At 64.0% G+C, this 18,585-nt stretch carries 17 protein-coding genes and 2 tRNA genes; 15 read left to right on the top strand and 4 right to left on the bottom strand.

Annotation, left to right across the window (positions count from 1 at the left end; genetic code table 11):
- Nucleotides 1-11 precede the first annotated feature (11 nt).
- Entirely contained in the window at nt 12-2,060 is a 2,049-nt protein-coding gene (locus B4920_RS28470) for a cytochrome c biogenesis protein ResB (protein WP_088179525.1), read from the bottom strand.
- A gap of 96 nt (nt 2,061-2,156) precedes the next feature.
- Nucleotides 2,157-2,792, bottom strand: coding sequence for a cytochrome c (locus tag B4920_RS21130; protein WP_079436683.1), 636 nt, complete (start codon nt 2,790-2,792; stop codon nt 2,157-2,159).
- Nucleotides 2,793-2,904: 112 nt separating this feature from the next.
- Here B4920_RS21130 and yihA point away from each other — a divergent pair, with 112 nt between their 5' ends.
- Together yihA and B4920_RS21140 are read left to right on the top strand one after the other, a co-directional pair.
- The gene (gene yihA / locus B4920_RS21135) at nt 2,905-3,522 is read left to right on the top strand and encodes a ribosome biogenesis GTP-binding protein YihA/YsxC (RefSeq protein WP_079436665.1); all 618 of its coding nucleotides are present in this window, start codon (nt 2,905-2,907) and stop codon (nt 3,520-3,522) included.
- 92 nt (nt 3,523-3,614) lie between these two features.
- Nucleotides 3,615-5,051, top strand: a complete 1,437-nt coding sequence (locus tag B4920_RS21140; RefSeq protein ID WP_079436666.1) for a mannose-1-phosphate guanylyltransferase/mannose-6-phosphate isomerase — start codon at nt 3,615-3,617, stop codon at nt 5,049-5,051.
- 57 nt (nt 5,052-5,108) lie between these two features.
- Here B4920_RS21140 and B4920_RS21145 read toward each other — a convergent pair whose 3' ends face one another.
- Both B4920_RS21145 and B4920_RS21150 read right to left on the bottom strand, forming a co-directional pair.
- Entirely contained in the window at nt 5,109-5,627 is a 519-nt protein-coding gene (locus B4920_RS21145) for a DUF2946 family protein (protein WP_079436667.1), read from the bottom strand.
- 21 nt (nt 5,628-5,648) lie between these two features.
- A complete protein-coding gene (locus B4920_RS21150; RefSeq protein ID WP_079436668.1) occupies nt 5,649-6,452 on the bottom strand; it encodes an outer membrane protein assembly factor BamD in 804 nt (267 codons plus the stop codon).
- Nucleotides 6,453-6,462: 10 nt separating this feature from the next.
- On the opposite strand from B4920_RS21150, the gene rluD reads away from it, so the two are divergent.
- The 13 genes from rluD to B4920_RS21220 all read left to right on the top strand — a co-directional run bounded on the left by rluD (nt 6,463) and on the right by B4920_RS21220 (nt 18,498).
- Nucleotides 6,463-7,428 carry a 23S rRNA pseudouridine(1911/1915/1917) synthase RluD gene (rluD, locus tag B4920_RS21155; RefSeq protein ID WP_254051009.1) on the top strand — a complete coding sequence of 322 codons (966 nt, stop codon included), beginning with the start codon at nt 6,463-6,465 and terminating at the stop codon, nt 7,426-7,428.
- The gene (gene pgeF, locus B4920_RS21160; protein WP_079436670.1) at nt 7,425-8,165 is read left to right on the top strand and encodes a peptidoglycan editing factor PgeF; all 741 of its coding nucleotides are present in this window, start codon (nt 7,425-7,427) and stop codon (nt 8,163-8,165) included. The genes rluD and pgeF overlap by 4 nt, the downstream gene beginning before the upstream one ends.
- 55 nt (nt 8,166-8,220) lie before the next feature.
- On the top strand, nt 8,221-9,009 hold the full coding sequence (locus tag B4920_RS21165; protein WP_079436671.1) for a ZIP family metal transporter: 789 nt from the start codon (nt 8,221-8,223) through the stop codon (nt 9,007-9,009).
- Nucleotides 9,010-9,299: 290 nt separating this feature from the next.
- Entirely contained in the window at nt 9,300-11,039 is a 1,740-nt protein-coding gene (locus tag B4920_RS21175; protein WP_079436673.1) for an alpha/beta hydrolase, read from the top strand.
- Between the two features lie 120 nt (nt 11,040-11,159).
- On the top strand, nt 11,160-11,900 hold the full coding sequence (gene phbB, locus B4920_RS21180) for an acetoacetyl-CoA reductase (RefSeq protein ID WP_079436674.1): 741 nt from the start codon (nt 11,160-11,162) through the stop codon (nt 11,898-11,900).
- 39 nt (nt 11,901-11,939) lie between these two features.
- Complete coding sequence (phbB, locus tag B4920_RS21185; protein WP_079436675.1) at nt 11,940-12,680, top strand: acetoacetyl-CoA reductase; 741 nt, start codon at nt 11,940-11,942, stop codon at nt 12,678-12,680.
- A gap of 105 nt (nt 12,681-12,785) precedes the next feature.
- Entirely contained in the window at nt 12,786-13,391 is a 606-nt protein-coding gene (gene phaR, locus B4920_RS21190; protein WP_079436676.1) for a polyhydroxyalkanoate synthesis repressor PhaR, read from the top strand.
- A 60-nt stretch (nt 13,392-13,451) separates the two neighbouring features.
- Complete coding sequence (rimO, locus tag B4920_RS21195; RefSeq protein ID WP_079436677.1) at nt 13,452-14,780, top strand: 30S ribosomal protein S12 methylthiotransferase RimO; 1,329 nt, start codon at nt 13,452-13,454, stop codon at nt 14,778-14,780.
- A gap of 9 nt (nt 14,781-14,789) precedes the next feature.
- Nucleotides 14,790-15,713, top strand: a complete 924-nt coding sequence (locus B4920_RS21200) for a patatin-like phospholipase family protein (protein ID WP_079436678.1) — start codon at nt 14,790-14,792, stop codon at nt 15,711-15,713.
- Between the two features lie 64 nt (nt 15,714-15,777).
- Complete coding sequence (locus B4920_RS21205) at nt 15,778-17,184, top strand: FAD-binding oxidoreductase (protein WP_079436679.1); 1,407 nt, start codon at nt 15,778-15,780, stop codon at nt 17,182-17,184.
- Nucleotides 17,185-17,415: 231 nt separating this feature from the next.
- The gene (locus B4920_RS21210; protein WP_079436680.1) at nt 17,416-18,177 is read left to right on the top strand and encodes a PEP-CTERM sorting domain-containing protein; all 762 of its coding nucleotides are present in this window, start codon (nt 17,416-17,418) and stop codon (nt 18,175-18,177) included.
- Between the two features lie 151 nt (nt 18,178-18,328).
- A tRNA-Ala gene (locus B4920_RS21215) sits at nt 18,329-18,404 on the top strand.
- Between the two features lie 18 nt (nt 18,405-18,422).
- A tRNA-Glu gene (locus B4920_RS21220) sits at nt 18,423-18,498 on the top strand.
- Nucleotides 18,499-18,585 lie beyond the last annotated feature (87 nt).

Consider the following 18,585-nt stretch of genomic DNA (forward strand, 5'->3'; position numbering starts at 1 on the left):
ATGACCTCGGATCAGGATTGGGCTGGCGGCGTGGCGGCTGGGTCGAGCAGGGCCGCGATGGCCTTGCGGTGGCGCTGGAAGGCCTCTTCCACGTCCATCGATTTGCGATTGGCGCTCAGGGCCACCAGTGCGTCGCCGTTGTGTTTGATCAATACGAAGAGCCGGCGTTCGCGGATGTAGAGCATCGCAAAGACGCCCAGCACCAGCAGCAGGGAGCCGAAATACACCACCGGCTTGCCCGGCGAGCGGGTCACCTGCAGTACAGTGGCACGCACTTCCTCGAAGCTGGAGAGCTGGAAATAGACCGGCGCGCCGTAGTGCAGGCTGTCGCTGGTGGCGTTCAGCGTGTCGCGCAACAGGCGCCCGTTCTTCTGGTCCAGTTCGACGGCCGGCAGGCCGGCAGTACTGCGCGCCAGTTTCCAGGCCTCCCAGGCCGAGCCCTCCAGGATCTTGATGAACACGTCGGCTGCCTTGTCCCGCTCGGCCGGCGGCACGGTGCTCTCGATGAACTTGCCGAGGCTCTCGAAACCGCCAATGGCGAACAGTTCCAGAGTCTTGCGGGTGGTCTCGCGCAGACGGCCGCGCACTGTCTCGTCGGTCTCTGCTCCCAGGGCCGTGGCGGTGAAGCGACTGGCGATCTCGGCGTGGCGGCTCTTGTCGAGCAGTGCACCGCGAATCACGAACCAGCTGTCCGGCTTGCCGTCCTGGTCCATCGGGATGCGCATGAAGCGGAACGGAGCCGCCGGCGTCTCGCGCATGCCGGCCAGCATGTACCAGGCACCGTCCTGCTCGATCGGCAGCATGTAGTTCTGGTATTCCCGGGCCTGACCCGACGAGTCGCGCAGCCGGTATTCGAAGCTGGGGCCGACGTTGCGCAGATCCTTCTTCGACACCGAGCGGGCGCCGCTGCCCAGATGCTTTTCGAGCCGGGCCACGGTGCTGGTCTCGGCCGGCTCCTCGTTGGCCATGTTCTCGATGTTGAAGGGGCGGAAGCTGCCCAGCTCCAGTGTGTAGTCGAGGCCGTCCTGCTTGAGCTTGATGGCCTCGCCGACGGTGGCGTCGGTCTGGAAGGGCGCCCGGCCACCGGTGCGCAGGTCGTGGCCGACCAGGTGCAGGCGGGAGCCGCCGTCCTCGAAGCTGGCCTGGTACATCATGATGCCGTCGAACTCGAAGGGCTTGTTCACTTCGATGGTCTTCTCGACGGACTTGCCGCTGGCCTTGTCGGTGATCAGGATGTCGCTGGCGAAGCGCTTTGGCATCCCGGTGGAATAGTGCTCCAGGTGGAACTTGCGCAGGGATACGGTGAAGGGCAGGTCCTGCAGCAGGATGCCATCCTTCACATTGAGGATCGCCACGTTGGCGCTCTTGCCTTCGGGGATGAAGACGTTGCCGCGGAAGCTCCAGTTGTCCAGCCCCAGGCGGCTCTCCGGTTTGATGTCGGATATCAACTGGTTGCCCGAGGTGGTCGTCTTGCCACCCAGCGCCATCTGGATCTTGAGCGGCAGATTGCCGTCCAGCAGGCCGCCGATGCAGATAAGTACTATGGCGGAGTGGGCCAGAAAGTAGCCGACGCGCGTCCAGCTGCCCTGCTTGGCGGCCAGCAGCACGCCATCTTCGCGAGCGCCGGTCCGGCTCTGAAAGCCGTTGGCGGCCAGATACGCCTGAATCTTCTGGGAGGCGGAGTCGGTGGGGAGGGCGGTGTGCAGGCGTTCGTGGTGCTGGAAGGCGGCCAGCGAGGCTTCCTTCGCATGCTCGCGGAAACTGCGCATGTCCTTCAGCATCGGCCGCGTCTGGCGCACGATGCAGGCTGACGTGGACAGCACCAGGAAGGCCAGGATGACCAGGAACCAGGCCGAGTTATAGACCGCGTAAAGACCGAGCTCCTCGAAGATCGGGAACCAGTAGGGGCCGAACTGATTGAGGTAGTTGTTGTAGGGCTCGTTCTGCTTGAGCACCGTCCCGATGATGGAGGCGATCCCGAGGACGGTCAGCAGGCTGACCGCAAAGCGCATCGAGCTGATCAGCTCGTAGAACGCGCGGGAAAAACTGCGCTGTCGCATGAATGGCGTCGAGATAGGCGGGGGCGAGAATGGAAAAAGGGGTGGCCGAAACCACCCCTTTCTTTATAGCCGGACGGCGCGGAAATGCGCCTTGACTCAGCGCAAGCCGGCAGCGAAGTCGGCGACGGCCTTGATTTCCGGATCGGTCATCTTGAGGGCGATGGTGCGCATCATCTTGTTCGGATCGTTGGCGCGTTCGCCGGCACGGAAGGCCTTCAGCTGGGCTTCGGTGTAATCGGAGAACTGGCCGGACAGGCGCGGGAACTGGGCGGGCAGACCGGCGCCGGCGGGGCCGTGACAGGCGGCACAGGCAGGGATGCCGCGCTTCAGGTCACCGGCGCGCCACAGTTTCTGGCCGAGTTCGATGGTGGCCTTGCTCTTGGCGGCTTCGGGCTTGAGTTGCTGGCCGGCGAAGTAGGCGGCCAGGCCCTTGATGTCGTCGTCGGACAGCGGTGCGGCCATGCCACCCATCACCGGGTTGGCGCGCTCGGCGGGCTTGCCGTCCTGGCTCTTGAAGTTCCGCAACTGCTTGGCGAGGTATTCCGCATGCTGGCCCGCGAGTTTCGGGTTGGTGGGGATCTGGCTGTTGCCGTCGGCGCCGTGGCAGGCGACGCAGACCGTTTCTGCAGTCTGCTTGGCCTTGGCCAGATCGGGTTGGGCGGAAGCCTTTTCTTCAGCCTGAACCGCACCGGTGGCCAGAAGCAACGAAAGCAGCAGGGAACGCTTGATCATGATGTCCTCGGAAGCCAAGAATGTGGAAGTCTCAAACCTGCTATTCTATAGCAATTCCAGTCATTTGCGCGATGCAATAAAGCCCTGACGCGCAAGCTCCACGCCATTCCCCATGCCTCTCTTCCGCAACGCCCAGTTTGAAATTTCCATTGCCAAGGCCAGCGGCCTCCCTGCGCCCCGCGGCCCCGAGATCGCCTTTGCCGGACGTTCCAACGCCGGCAAGTCGAGTGCCATCAATACCCTCGCCAATCACACCCGGCTGGCCTTCGTGTCCAAAACGCCGGGCCGCACCCAGCTGATCAACTTTTTCCGTCTGCAAAACGGTGCCGTGCTGGTGGATCTGCCCGGCTACGGTTACGCCGAAGTGCCGGAGGCGGTGCGTCGCCAGTGGCAGCACCTGCTCGAGGACTACCTGACCCGCCGGCCCAACTTGGTCGGGCTGGTGCTGATCATGGACTCCCGCCACCCCCTCAAGGAACTCGACCGCACGATGATCGGCTGGTTTGCGCCGAGCGGGCGACCGATCCACGTGCTGCTCACCAAGAGCGACAAGCTCACCCGCAGTGAAGCTGCCGCGACCCTCGCTGCGGTCCGCAAGGAACTTGAGCCGCTCGGCGGGCATGTGACCGTGCAACTCTTCTCCAGTCTCAAGAAAACCGGCGTTGAGGACGTCGAAAAGGTGGTCGGTGGCTGGCTCGCCGGTCTGGCGGAAGAGGCTTCCGATATGTGAATCGTGAATGACGGGAGGGTGTTTTCCGCAACTTTGTGTTAAAACATATGGCATTGTGCAGCGCTTCAATTTTTGAGAGTCCTTAGCCCGCCATGGAACTTCAACCCGTCATTCTTTCCGGGGGCTCCGGCACCCGCCTGTGGCCCTTGTCCCGCGAGCAGTACCCCAAGCAGTTGCTGGCCCTGGTCGGCAGCGAAACCATGCTGCAGGCCACGGCCGGCCGGCTGGCCGGCTTCCGGGGGCGTCTGCCGGTGGCAACCGAGCCGGTCGTCGTCTGCAACGAGGAATACCGCTTCGTCACCGCCGAGCAGTTGCGGGCGAGCGGCCAGAGCAGCCGCAACATCGTTCTCGAACCCTTCGGCCGCAATACTGCGCCGGCCCTCACCCTGGCGGCCCTGGCCGTGCAGGAGGCCGATCCGGTATTGCTGGTGATGCCGGCCGACCACGTCATCCGTGATCTGGACGGCTTTCAGGGCGCCATCGATGCCGGCATCCCGGCGGCGCTGGACAGCGCCATCGTGACCTTCGGCATCGTCCCCGACCATGCCGAAACCGGCTATGGCTACATCCGTTTCGGTGCCGACCGTCCGGACGGCAGCAAGTCCATCGCCGCCTTCGTCGAGAAGCCCGATGCGGCCACCGCCCAGCGCTACCTGGACAGCGGCGAATACCTGTGGAACAGCGGCCTGTTCATGGTCAGGGCCAGCGTCTGGCTGAAGGCCATCGCGCAACTGCAGCCCGAAATGTACGCCGCGTGTGCGGAAGCCTGGCAGGCGGGTTCCCGCGACGCCGATTTCGTCCGCGTCGGCAAGGAAGCCTTCAAGGCCTGCCCGTCCGACTCCATCGATTATGCGGTGATGGAAAAGCTGGCCGGGGCCGATCTCGGCATCTCCGGGAGTGTCGTGCCCATGTCCGCCGGCTGGTCGGATGTCGGGGCGTGGGACGCCCTGTGGCAGATCGCCGACAAGGACGAGTCCGGCAACGTGGCCCGCGGCGACGTGCTGTTCGAGGACAGCCGCAACACCTTGGTGTACGCCCAGGACCGCATGGTGGCCTGCGTCGGCCTGGATGATGCGGTGGTCGTCGAAACGCCCGACGCGGTGCTGGTGGCGCGCAAGGACAAGACCCAGCACGTCAAGCAGATCGTCGCCACCCTCAAGGCAGGGCAGCGCAGCCAGGCCTCCGCCCACCGCAAGATCCACCGCCCGTGGGGCTGGTACGACTCCATCGACGCCGGCTCCCGCTTCCAGGTCAAGCGCATCGTCGTCAATCCCGGCGCGCGCCTGAGCCTGCAGATGCACCATCACCGGGCCGAGCACTGGATCGTCGTGAAGGGTACGGCGGAAGTCACCAACGGCGACAAGGTCTTCCTGCTCGGCGAGAACGAATCCACCTACATCCCGCTGGGGCATGTGCATCGCCTCGCCAATCCCGGCAAGTTGCCCCTCGAGATCATCGAGGTGCAGTCCGGTGGCTACCTGGGTGAGGACGACATCGTCCGCTTCGAAGACAAGTACGGCCGCGGCTGAGCGGCCGGGAAGGGGCCGGCGCCATGTCGGCCCTGGCTGCAACGGCAGCCGGCCGCCTCAGGCCGGCTTGTCGATGAACCCGAAACGTGTGGCGACGTCGGCCTGCCGGATGCGGCCGACGGCGAACTGCCGATCGCCCCAGATCAGACTGATCGGGCTGTCGTCCGCTTCCAGATCGCCGGCGAGGTGCTCAAGCATGGCCGCCAGGTCACGGTCATCGAGCAGCGCGATGCCGTGTTCGCTATCCAGCAGCAGGTTGCCGTGCTCGTCCAGCCAGGCGCTGTCGAGCGCTGTCACTGCCAGACCGGTGTGCGTTTCCAGCCGGTCGGGGGCGGCAAGGCGCAGGATCGTCGGCGTGTAGTCGAGATCCACGAAAACCTGCTGCGGGCCGTTCTGGAAATACCACCGGCCGTCTGGCGTGGCCAAGTAGTTGCGGGCAATGAAGCCCCGCAGCCCCGCATGGCGGATCGGTCCTTCGGGGACCCACCATTCCCCGCGCCGGCTCAGGCGCAGCCAGCCCGTGCACGAGGGCACGTCCGGCCACTTGGCCAGCGCCAGGCGGACTGCGTCATCCATCGAGGCGGGGCGTTCCGGTACTCACCACATCTTCCACCACGGACGGTCGTTGACAGCCACGCCGTTGGGGGAGAAGTAGCGGCTTTTCGGGAAGTTCTTGTGCAGCACGCGGTCAGCGTCGTCCCGCAGGTCGTTCATCTTGAGCGCGTCGTAGCTCTTGACCATCAGGAACAGGGCTTCTTCCAAGGCCGGCGACTGGGGGAAATCCTTGACCGCGCTCTGGGCCCGGTTGGCTGCCGCCACGTAGGCACCGCGATCGTAGTAATAGCGGGCCACGTGCACCTCATAGGACGCCAGGGCATTCACCAGGTAACGCATGCGCAGCGTTGCGTCCGGCGTGTACTTGCTGTCCGGGAAGCGCTGGCTCAGTTCTCTGAACGTGTTGAAGGATTCGCGGGTGGCCTTTGGATCGCGCTCCGACAGATCCTGGTTGGCCAGTGCGCCGAGCAAACCCAGATCCTCGTTGAAATTCGCCAGCCCCTTCAGGTAGTAGGCGTAATCCACGTTCGGATGGTTGGGGTGGAGCTTCACGAAGCGGTCGCAGGCGGCGATTGCCGAGGCCGGCTCGTTCGACTTGTAATAGGCGTAGGCCACTTCGAGCTGGGCCTGTTGCGCGTAACGGCCGTAGGGGTAGCGTGCCTCGAGCTTCTCGAACATCTTGATGGCACGGTCCCAGGCGCCATCCGACATGGACTCCTTGGCTTCTGAATACAGCTTCTGGGCGTTCCAGCCGACGGTTTCATCCGCCTGGTCGGGGAGACTGCTGCAGCCGGCCAGCAGCAGGAAGCCGGTAAGCGTTAAACTACGCAGGGTGAAATGCGCCATTGAAAACTCATTGGAAGAAGACTGGCTCGATTATAGCCCAGCCTCATCTTCCCCTTCGCCGCGTCGCGAGACGATTCCTGATGATTGTGCCGGTCTGCGTGTAGACCTGGCCCTCGCTCGCCTGTTTCCCGAACATTCCCGCAGCCGCCTGCAGGCCTGGCTGAAGTCCGGGCGGATCCTCGTCAACGGCGCCTCGCCGGACGCCAAGACCAAGGTCTGGGGCGGCGAGTCCCTGCATGTCAGCCCGGAGCCGTCCGAGGCGATGCTGGCCGAGCAGGCCGAAGACATCCCGCTGGACGTCGTCTTCGAGGACGACACGATCATCGTCATCAACAAGCCGGTCGGCCTGGTTGTCCATCCGGGCAGCGGCAACTGGTCGGGTACCTTGCTCAACGCGCTGCTGTTCCACAGTCCGGGCTTTCGTGAACTGCCCCGGGCCGGCATCGTGCATCGCCTGGACAAGGACACCAGCGGCCTGCTGGTGGTGGCCAAGACCCTCGAAGCCCAGACCGATCTGGTACGCCAGCTGCAGGCGCGCACCGTCAAGCGCCATTACTACGCGCTGGTGCACGGCGAGCCGGCGCCGAGCGGGGAGGTGAATGCCCCCATCGGACGTCACCCGGTCCAGCGCACCAAGATGGCTGTTGTGCCCGGCGGCCGCGAGGCGCTGACCCGTTACCGGATCGTCGAGCGCTTTGCCCGGGCGAGCCTCGTCGAGTGCCAGCTCGAAACCGGCCGCACTCACCAGATCCGTGTGCACATGGCACACATCGGCCATCCGCTGGTGGGCGACGCCACCTACGGCAAGGCCCGCAGCGCCGATCCGCGCCTCGATGCCTTTCCCCGCCAGGCGCTGCATGCCTGGCAGCTCGGCCTGGTGCATCCGCGCAGCGGCGAAGGATGCCGTTGGAACGTGCCGCTGGCCGCCGACATAGAGAGCCTGCTGGCTGTCCTGCGCGAAAGTCCCAAGCCATGAGCGCCGCGTCCTGGATCCGTCCCGACTGGCCGGCCCCGGCCCGCGTGCAAACCCTGTCCACCACCCGTAGCGGTGGCAGCAGCCCGGCGCCTTACGATTCCCTTAACCTCGGCGGTCACGTTGGCGACCTGCCGGCACGGGTGCTCGCCAACCGCGCCGTGCTGCGTGCCGAGTTGCCGGACGAGCCGTGCTGGCTCAATCAGGTACATGGCATCGATGTGATCGACATCGCCGAATGCGTGGGCGTGCCGGATGCCGACGCCGCGGTGAGCCGCGTGCCGGGCAAGGTCTGCGCCGTCATGACTGCCGACTGCCTGCCGGTGCTGTTGTGCGATCGCGCCGGCACTGTCGTCGGCGCGGCCCACGCCGGTTGGCGGGGGCTGGTCAATGGCGTCATCGAAGCCACCGTGACGAAGATGGCGGTGGCACCGTCCGAAGTGCTGGCCTGGCTCGGACCCGCCATCGGCCCACAGGCCTTCGAGGTCGGCGACGAAGTGCGCGCCACCTTTGTGGCGGTCGATCCGGCTGCCCACGCCGCCTTCCGTCCGGCGGCGCAGCCCGGCAAATGGCTGGCCGACATCTATCTGCTGGCCCGTCAGCGCCTGGCCCGGCTGGGCGTCCACGCCGTCCATGGCGGCGATGCCTGCACCGTCACCGAGAAGGAGCGCTTCTTCTCCTATCGGCGGGACGGCACGACCGGCCGCATGGCCTCCCTGATCTGGCTCACCCAAGCCTAACGGCCGATACGAAGACTAAAGCTATACTGCCCGGCCCCCTGAAAGCTGTAAAACCATGACTCCCCTTGCCTGGATCGTTTTCATGAGCTTCGCCGGCGGCCTGCTCAGCGTGCTGGTCGCCTCCGGGTTCGCCTTTGCGGCGCGTCCCAACTGGGTGCCCATCCTGATCAGCTACGCCATCGGCGCCTTGCTCGGCGCGGCCTTCCTCGAGGTGCTGCCCCATGCCATCGAAGCGGCGGAAAGCCCCGAGCGCGCCGCCATGAACGTGCTGGCCGGCATCCTGATCTTCTTCGTGCTCGAAAAACTGGTGCTGTGGCGCCATTGCCACGACGAAGGTTGCGACGGCCACGAGCACCACCACCATGGCGGCGGTAGCCACGATCATGGCCGCAGCGGGCTGCTGATCCTCGTCGGCGACACCTTCCACAATTTCGTGGACGGCATCCTTATCGCTGCCGCCTTCGTCGAGAGCACCCCCCTCGGCATCGTCACCGGCCTGGCCATCATCGCCCACGAAATCCCGCAGGAAGTGGGTGATTTCCTCATTCTGCTGCACTCCGGCTACAGTCGTGCCAAAGCCCTGGCCTTCAACCTGCTCTCCAGCGTGGCAACCCTGGTCGGCGGCCTGCTGGCCTATTTCGCACTGTCTCGCGTGCAGGCCCTGGTGCCGGTGTTCCTCGCCCTCGCGGCCGCGAGTATGATCTACGTGGCCGTGGCGGATCTCATTCCGGGTTTGCACAAGCGCACGGAATTGCGTGCCACCATCCAGCAGGTATTATTGATTGCTGCCGGCATCGCCTCCATCGTCTTCGCCCACCCCCTCGCCGAGCGGGCGCTGAGCTAAGCGGCGACGGCGGCGGGCCGATGTGCCAAAAATCCACACAAACAGGGAGAGCGGCGCAAGCCCATAGAACAAGAAGGTAAGAACGGCGCCGACAACCGTGGTTTCAGCCACGGTGGCCATCAAGGCGACGAAAATCCAAGCGATAGCGACAATATACATACCCGGATTCTACAGGCCGTCGTACGGGCCCGGGGTAGAGACGCGTACCGCCCATTCAGGTGCCGCGTTCGCCCGCTCCGGTGTCCACTGCGCTGTGATTTTCCCGGTCGGATACAACAAAGGAGATGTGGATGTCTGTAACACCGGAGCAGTCTGCAGAAGCCCTGCAGGGCATGTTCAAGTTCGGCCAGTCCCTGGCTGAAGGTTTCCTCGACTTCCTCGGCAAGCAAAACGCCGCAATCCAGCAGGTCGCGCCAGCTGCGGCGCCGCAGGTTCCGCTGCCCGAAGCCCAGGAACTGGCCGCGCTGCAAAAATCCCTGGCCGAAGCCCACGCCCGCCTGTGGGCGAGCATCGCCCAGGCCAAGCCGGGCGAGCCTGTCGAGCCGCTGGTCCAGCCACCGCCGGGCGACCGTCGCTTCAATGCGCCTGAGTGGGCCTCCAGCCCGGTCTACGACTACATCCGCCAGGCCTACCTGCTCAATGCCGACTATCTCGGCAAGCTCGCCGACGCACTGCCCATCGCCGATGGCCGGGCCAAGGCCCGCATGCAGTTCCTGACCCGCCAGTACGTCGAGGCCATGTCCCCGTCCAACTTCGCGGCGACCAACCCGGAATTCATCAAGACGGCCCTCGACACCAAGGGCGAGAGCATCACCCAGGGTATCAAGAACCTGATCGGCGACATGGAGAAGGGCCGCATCTCCATGACCGACGACTCGGCCTTCGAGATTGGCCGCAACCTGGCCACCACGCCCGGCTCCGTCATCTACGAAAACGAACTGATCCAGCTCATCCAGTACGCGCCGCTGACCGACAAGGTCCATAAAACGCCGCTGCTGATCGTCCCGCCGTGCATCAACAAGTTCTACATCATGGACTTGCAGCCGGCCAACTCCCTGGTGCGCTTCATCGTCGAGCAGGGCTTCACGGTCTTCCTCGTGTCGTGGAAAAACGCCAAGGCCGAAGAAGCCCATTTCGGCTGGGACGACTACCTCGAAAAAGGCCCGATCAGCGCGCTACAGGTCGTCCGCGAAGTCACCAAGGTGCCAAAGCCCCATGTGCTCGGCTTCTGCGTCGGCGGCACCATCCTGTCGTCGGCCCTCGCCGTGCTGCGCGCCAAGGGCGAAGACCCCGCCGAGAGCCTCACGCTGATGACCACCTTGCTCGACTTCAGCGACGCCGGTGAAATCGGCTGCCTGGTGGACGAAGCCTCGGTGGCAGCGCGCGAGGCCGCCATCGGCAAGGGTGGCCTGCTGCGCGGGCAAGAGCTCGCCCAGGTCTTCTCCAGCCTGCGTGGCAACGACCTCATCTGGCAATACGTGGTCGGCAACTATCTCAAGGGCAAGACCCCGGAAGCCTTCGACCTGCTGTACTGGAACTCCGACAGCACCAACCTGGCCGGCCCCTTCCTCGCCTGGTACCTGCGCAACATGTACCTCGAGAACAACCTGCGCGTGCCCGGCAAGCTCGAAATGCTCGGCGTCAAGGTGGACCTCGGCAAGGTGGACCTGCCTGCCTACCTGCTCGCCACCCGCGAAGACCACATCGTGCCGTGGACCAGCGCCTATCTGGCGCGTCAGATCCTCGGCGGCGAAACCACCTTCGTGCTGGGCGCCAGCGGCCACATCGCCGGCGCCATCAATCCGGCCTCCAAAAACCGCCGCAGCTACTGGACCGGCGACTCTGCCGCATCGGTTCCCGAAGAATGGTTGCAATCTGCCACAGAACAAAAGGGCAGTTGGTGGCTGCACTGGATAGAATGGCTCAAACCGCGCAGTGGCAATCTGGTGGCCGCGCGCAACAAGGCAGGCAATGCAAAGTACAAGGTGATCGAACCGGCTCCAGGGCGTTACGTAAAAGAAAAAGCCTGAGCCGCCATGCCGAAGACCGACAAGAACCAATAAATAACACGTCGGCAGTGAGCAGGCACCGGGGGCACTGTCGACGTCTGCACGACCCCCGCATACATCGAAAGAAGGAGGGAGAAAAACATGGCACGAGTAGCACTGGTGACCGGTGGTATGGGCGGCCTGGGGGAATCGATCAGCATCAAGCTGGCGGCCCTGGGCTACAAGGTGGTCGTAACCTATTCGCCGGGCAACACCAAGGCCGGCGAGTGGCTGCAGACCATGAACAACATGGGCTACGGCTTCAAGGCCTACCCCTGCGACGTCGCCGACTTCGATTCCTGCAAGCAGTGTGTCGATCAGGTCACCGCTGACATCGGTCCCGTGGATGTGCTGGTCAATAATGCCGGCATCACCCGCGACATGACCTTCAAGCGCATGACCAAGGCCGACTGGGACGCCGTCATGGGTACCAACCTCGACAGCGTCTTCAACATGACCAAGCAGGTCATGGACGGCATGGTCGAGCGCAAATGGGGGCGTGTCATCAACGTGTCGTCCGTCAATGGTATCAAGGGGGCCTTCGGGCAGACCAACTACTCCGCCGCCAAGGCCGGCATGCACGGCTTCACCAAAGCGCTCGCGCTGGAAGTGGCCAAGGCGGGAGTGACGGTCAACACCATCTCGCCGGGCTACATCGGCACCAAGATGGTCACCGCCATTCCGCAAGAGGTCCTCGAAACCAAGATCCTGCCGCAGATTCCGATGAGTCGCCTCGGCAAACCGGAGGAAATCGCCGGTCTGATCGCCTATCTGGCATCGGACGAAGCGGCCTTCGTAACCGGGGCCAACATCTCTATCAACGGCGGTCAGCATATGTTCTAATCGGTGTTCATCTGGCACCGCAACAAAAAGGAAAGTGAAATGACTCAACGCATCGCTCTCGTTACTGGCGCAGTCGGTGGTCTCGGCACTGCAATCGTCAAGTCCCTGGCTGCCGCTGGTGTCCGCGTGGTCGGCAATTTCTTCCCGGGCGATCCCGCCAAGGATGCGTGGGTTGAAGCCCGCAAGGCCGAAGGCCTGGACATTCCGCTGTACGGTTTCGATGTCTCCGACTACGAGCAGTCCAAGGCCGCGATTGAGCAGATCACCGCTGAAGTCGGCCCGATCGACATCCTGGTGAACAACGCCGGCATCACCCGCGACAAGTTCTTCCCGAAGATGGAAAAGGGTCAGTGGGATGCCGTCATCGCCACCAACCTCACCAGCCTGTTCAACGTCACCCACACCATCTCCCCCAAGATGGCCGAGCGTGGCTGGGGCCGCATCATCAACATCTCCTCCGTGAATGGCGTCAAGGGCCAGGCCGGCCAGACCAACTACTCCGCCGCCAAGGCTGGCGTGATCGGTTTCACCAAAGCCCTGGCTGCCGAACTGGCCACCAAGGGCGTGACCGCCAACGCCATCGCCCCGGGCTACATCGGCACCGACATGGTCATGGCGATCAAGGAAGAAGTCCGTAACGCCATCATCGACACCGTGCCCGTCAAGCGTCTCGGCAAGCCGGAAGAAATCGGCGCGGCCGTGGTCTACCTGTCCTCCGAACTGGCTGGCTACGTCACCGGCGCCACCCTCAACGTGAACGGCGGCCTGTACTACCAGTAATCGGTTGCAAAATGCCTCACGGAAGCCCCGCCCCGCGCGGGGCTTTTTCTTGCGCAGCGCAGTATAATTGTCCGCGGCGACCCTATCGCCGAGGAGAAGACACAGATGGCCGATCAAATTCGCCTGATAAAAAAGTACCCAAACCGCCGCCTTTACGATACCCAGACCAGCTCCTACATCACGCTCTCTGACGTGAAGGAACTTGTCCTCGAGAACGCCAATTTCCAGGTAGTCGATGCCAAGACGGGTGAAGATCTGACCCGCAACATCCTGCTGCAGATCATTCTCGAAGAGGAGGCCGGTGGTGCGCCCATGTTCACCAGCGACCTGCTGTCCCAGATGATCCGCTTCTATGGCAATGCCATGCAGGGGATGATGGGCAAGTACCTCGAGAACAACATCAAGGGCTTCACCGACATGCAGGCCAAGCTGCAGGAACAGGTCCGCTCGGTTTACGGTGAAAATGCCACCGTCAGCCAGGATCTGTGGGCCCAGTTCCTGAATTTCCAGGGGCCGGCCATGCAGAGCATGATGGGCGCGTACATGGAACAGAGCAAGAAGATGTACGCCCAGATGCAGGAACAGCTCGACAGCCAGACCCGCAACCTGTTTTCCGGCTTCCAGTTCCCCAACTTCGCAGGCGGCTTTCCGGCAGACAAAAAAGACCAGCAAACGCCCTCGAGCGAACCGCCTGGCACGCCAAACAAGTAATCCAACGGGGCCGCGCTGTTGTCGCGGCCCTTATGCTTTTCCCCTTCAGGTTTTCAGCGCATGACCCAAGCCAAGCACCCGGCCGCCCCCAAAGTGGGCTTCGTTAGCCTCGGATGTCCTAAAGCCCTCGTGGATTCCGAACACATCCTCACCCGCCTGCGGGCCGAGGGCTACGAGATCTCCCCATCCTATGAGGGTTCCGATCTCGTCGTCATCAACACCTGTGGCTTCATCGACGCCGCGGTGGAAGAATCCCTCGACGCCATCGGCGAGGCCCTGGCCGAAAACGGCAAGGTCATCGTCACCGGCTGTCTGGGTGCCAAGGACGACGTGGTGATGGCGGCCCACCCGCAGGTGCTGGCCGTCACCGGCCCGCACGCCACCGAAGAGGTCATGCACGAGGTGCACAAGCACCTGCCCAAGCCCCACGATCCCTTCATCGATCTGGTGCCGCCGCAGGGCATCAAGCTCACGCCCAACCACTACGCCTACCTCAAGATTTCCGAAGGCTGCAACCACCGCTGCACCTTCTGCATCATCCCGTCCATGCGCGGCGACCTCGTCAGCCGCCCGATCGGCGACGTGATGCGCGAGGCCGAAAACCTCGTCAATGCCGGCGTCAAGGAACTGCTGGTAGTGTCTCAGGACACCAGCGCCTACGGCGTCGACACCAAATACCGCACCGGCTTCTGGGGCGGCAAGCCCGTCCGCACCAAGATCTACGACCTCTGCAACGCCCTCGGCGATCTGGGCGTGTGGGTGCGTCTGCACTACGTGTACCCGTACCCCAGCGTGGACGAACTGATCCCGCTGATGGCCGAAGGCAAGATCCTGCCCTACCTCGACGTACCCTTCCAGCACGCCAGCCCGCGCATCCTCAAGGCCATGAAGCGCCCGGCCAGCACCGAGAACAACCTCGAGCGCATCCGCCGCTGGCGCGAGATCTGTCCGGACCTCACCATCCGCTCCACCTTCATCACCGGCTTCCCCGGCGAAACCGATGCCGACTTCGAAGAGCTCCTGCAATTCCTCGAAGAAGCCAAGCTCGACCGCGTCGGCGCCTTCGCCTACTCGCCCGTCGAAGGCGCGACGGCCAACGATCTGCCCGATGCCGTGCCCGAGGAAATCCGCGAAGAGCGGCGTATCCAGCTGATGGAGTTCCAGGAAGACATCTCCACGGCCCGTCTGGAGCGCTTCATCGGCCGCGAAATGACCGTCCTTGTCGACGAAATCGACGAGGAGGGCGCCCTGGCCCGCTCGCCCGGCGACGCGCCGGAAATCGACGGCCTGGTCATCATCCCCGCCGGTGAAAACCTGGAGGCCGGTGAATTCGCCCGCGTGCGCATCACCGACTGCGACGTGCACGACCTCTACGCCGAGCCGATCTAAGCCACCTCCATGAAACGCGCCCCCCGCATCGGCATCGCCCTCGGCAGCGGTTCCGCGCGGGGCTGGGCGCATATCGGTGTGCTGCGGGCGCTGGCCCGAGAAGGCATCGAACCGACCATCATCAGCGGCTGCTCCATCGGCGCCTTCGTCGGCGCCGTCGCCGCGGCCGGTGACCTCGAAAAGCTCGGCACCTGGGTCGAAAGCCTGGGCTGGCAGCACGTCGTCGGCCTGATGGACATGGGCCTGCGCGGCGGCCTCATCAAGGGCGACCGGCTGATCTCCTTCTTCGAGCGCCAGTTCGTCGACCGCGACTTCACCGCCTTGCCCCACCTGTTCGGCTGCGTCGCCACCGACCTGCACAGCGGGCACGAAGTCTGGCTGCGGGAAGGCAGTGTCTCCGCGGCAGTCCGCGCCTCCATCGCGCTGCCCGGCCTCATCGCGCCCGTGTGGCAGGACGGCCGCCTGCTGGTGGATGGTGCCCTCGTCAATCCGGTGCCCGTGTCCCTCGCCCGCGCGATGGGGGCCGACCTGGTCATCGCCGTCGAGCTCAACTCCGACGTAGTCGGCTGGGCCTGGCGCAACCGGCCGCCGGCAGGGCAGGGGACCACCAACGGCGACGCCCACTGGTCGCGCAAGCTGCTGTCCCGCTTCGGCCGCAACGGCAACGGCCACACAAGCCCGGCGGAAGGCGACGAGGCCGCCAGCGCAGACCTGCCCTCCATGCTCAGCGTAATGCAGGACAGCATCTCCATCATGTCCGTACGCATCGCCCGAAGCCGCCTGGCCGGCGAGCCGGCCGACGTGCTGATCTCCCCGCGCCTTGCCCAACTCGGGCTGATGGACTATCACAGAGGCGCCGAAGCCATTGCCGAAGGCGAAGCCGCCGTCGAACTCGCCCTGCCGGCCATCCGGCGTGCCCTGGAACGACGCTGACACCGCGCATTCCCCGGCAAACCGGCGGGTTCATGTTCTCTCCTCCTGTCTAGCGAGCGCCCCCATGCCTGCACTGATCGACACCCTGCGTGAAATCGTCGGCACGCCCCATTGCCTGTCGGCCCTGCACGACATGGCGCCATTTCTCACCGACTGGCGCGGCCGCTACACCGGCGCGGCGCAGGCCGTCGTCTTTCCGGCGGATACCGCCGAAGTGTCCGCCGTCGTCCGAGCCTGCGTCGCCAGTAGCACACCCGTCGTGCCGCAAGGAGGCAACACCGGCCTGTGCGGTGGCGCTACCCCGCTCACCGATGGCGTGGCGGTAGTAGTCAACCTGTCCCGCCTGCGGCACATCCGCCGTGTCGATCCAGCCAACAACGCCATCACCGTGGAGGCCGGCACGCCGCTGGCGGTCGTCCAGGCCGCGGCGCTGGAAGCCGACCGCTTCTTCCCCCTGTCCCTCGCCAGCGAAGGCGCCTGCGAAGTAGGGGGCGTCATCTCCACCAACGCCGGCGGCGTGCAGGTGCTGCGCTACGGCAACACCCGCGAACTGGTACTCGGACTGGAAGTGGTCCTGCCCGACGGCCAGGTCTGGAACGGCCTGCGCAGCCTCCGTAAAGACAACACCGGCTACGACCTCAAACACCTCTTCATCGGCGCCGAAGGTACCCTCGGCATCGTCACTGCCGCCACCCTCAAGCTGTTTCCCCGTCCGCGCAGCACCGTTACCGCCTGGCTGGCGGTGGCCAGTCCCGCCGCGGCGGTGGCCCTGCTGTCACGCCTCCGTGGCGTGGCCGGCGACCGGGTAACCGCCTTCGAATTGGTGGGCAGAACGCCCCTCGAACTCGTGCTGCAGCACATCCCGGGCGCCCGCGATCCGCTCGACGCCGCCTATCCCTGGTACGTACTGATCGAACTGACCGATACCCGGCCGGATGCCGGTCTCCTTGAACTACTGGAGACCGAGCTCGAACGGGCCATTGCCGACGCCGCCGTCCACGACGGAGTCGTTGCCCAATCGGAGAGCCAGGCCGCCGCCCTGTGGTCCCTGCGCGAAAACATCTCGGAAGCCCAGAAACGGGAAGGCTTCAGCATCAAGCACGACATCTCGGTACCGATCAGTGCCATTCCCGATTTTCTCGAATGGGCCGGGCAAGCTCTCGAAGCGGCCCATCCGGGGGTCAGGGTCGTCGCCTTCGGCCACCTCGGCGACGGCAATCTCCACTACAACCTGTCACGCCCCCTGCGCGACGAAAACGACACCTTCATCGCCCGCACGGCCGAAGTAGGGTGCATCGTTCACAACCTCGTCGCCGAGCTCGACGGATCCATCTCGGCAGAGCACGGAATCGGTCAGTTGAAGCGGAATATCCTCACGGTCTACAAATCCGAAATCGAGCTGGAATTGATGCGCAGCATCAAAAAAACGCTCGATCCAGCAGGGCTCATAAATCCCGGCAAGGTCTTATGACGTAAGGGAAATTTCCCCGGTGCCATCCGGCAAGTGTCAGAATATTTTACACATGCCAGCCAGGCAAAAAACCCAGCATGAGATTTCCCTGCAATTACCGCGGCTTAACTTAGGTGGCACACAGCTTGCAACCGATTCGTTCGTGATACGTTCCATCAACCCCAAATGCATCGTGGGGTGATGATCAGTCCTCGAATTTAACTCTGTGAATCCAGCGGAAAGGGCTCAAGCATGATCAAGAAACAACTCGCAGTTGCCATTGGCGCAGCACTCACCTTCGGCGCCGTCAACGTCGCCCAAGCCGGTGTTTACACCTCTACCGCCAACTTCGGCGGCGCCTTCAACATCAGCGGCTTCAGCGCCGCTACCGACGACAACAACCCCAACACCTTCCAAATTCAACTGACCAACGTTGCCGGCCTGGTGGATCTGTACGTTCCGCACAGCGGCATCATCAGTGCTGAGCGCACGGGCTCGGTCGTCATCGACTACACCCCGGCTCACGCGGGTCCGGATCTGGTCTCCAACGTCCCGGGCTGGGTTGCCCTCGGCACCGGCGAAGTTACCAGCAGCGGCCTGACCGGCACTCATTTCGTCTATGACTTCACCAACAACTCCTTCACCTCCAACGGCACTGCCGTGACCGGTGGAGCGTTCTCTGGTGGCGCCAGCGCCCTCAACCTGCTGCTCGGCAACCTGTTCGGGCCCCTCGGCTCCGCGATCGGTAACGGCTCCGTGTCCGTCCAGCACACCCTGGGCAACGGCACCTGGACCATCGACGTCACCGAAACCGACAACGGCGGCACCGGCTTCAGCGGTCTCTTCTCGACCCTGGACTCCATCCCCGCTGGCGGCAACAACGACGGCCAGATCAACGGCACCTTCGCGGTGAATGGCGCTGTGCGTCTGACCGTTCCTGAGCCCGCCTCCATGGCCCTGGCCGGCCTCGGCCTGGCTGGCATGGCTGCCCTGCGTCGTCGCAAGGCCGCCTGATCGGCTTTCTTTCCTCGGAAAGATCAAAACCCCGCCTGGCGCGGGGTTTTTTTCGCTTCTTCGCACACCCAGTCTCAGTCAAAAGTCAGTTAGCTGCAAAAAAAGGTTTACAAGCGCCGTCTAAGCGACTAGAATGCGCACTTCTTCGGACGGGGGTATAGCTCAGCTGGGAGAGCGCTTGCATGGCATGCAAGAGGTCATCGGTTCGATCCCGTTTACCTCCACCAAGAAAATGGCAGTATCGGGTCCCCATCGTCTAGAGGCCTAGGACACCGCCCTTTCACGGCGATAACCGGGGTTCGAATCCCCGTGGGGACGCCAGGATTCAAGTCCTGCAGCAGCAAGCAGGCAGTTTCAGCCAGTGTTGGCTGAAGCAGAAGGTTAAAGCGCGGAGTGGTAGTTCAGTTG

This window comes from Zoogloea sp. LCSB751, assembly GCF_002028455.1.
Classification (GTDB): Bacteria; Pseudomonadota; Gammaproteobacteria; order Burkholderiales; family Rhodocyclaceae; genus Zoogloea.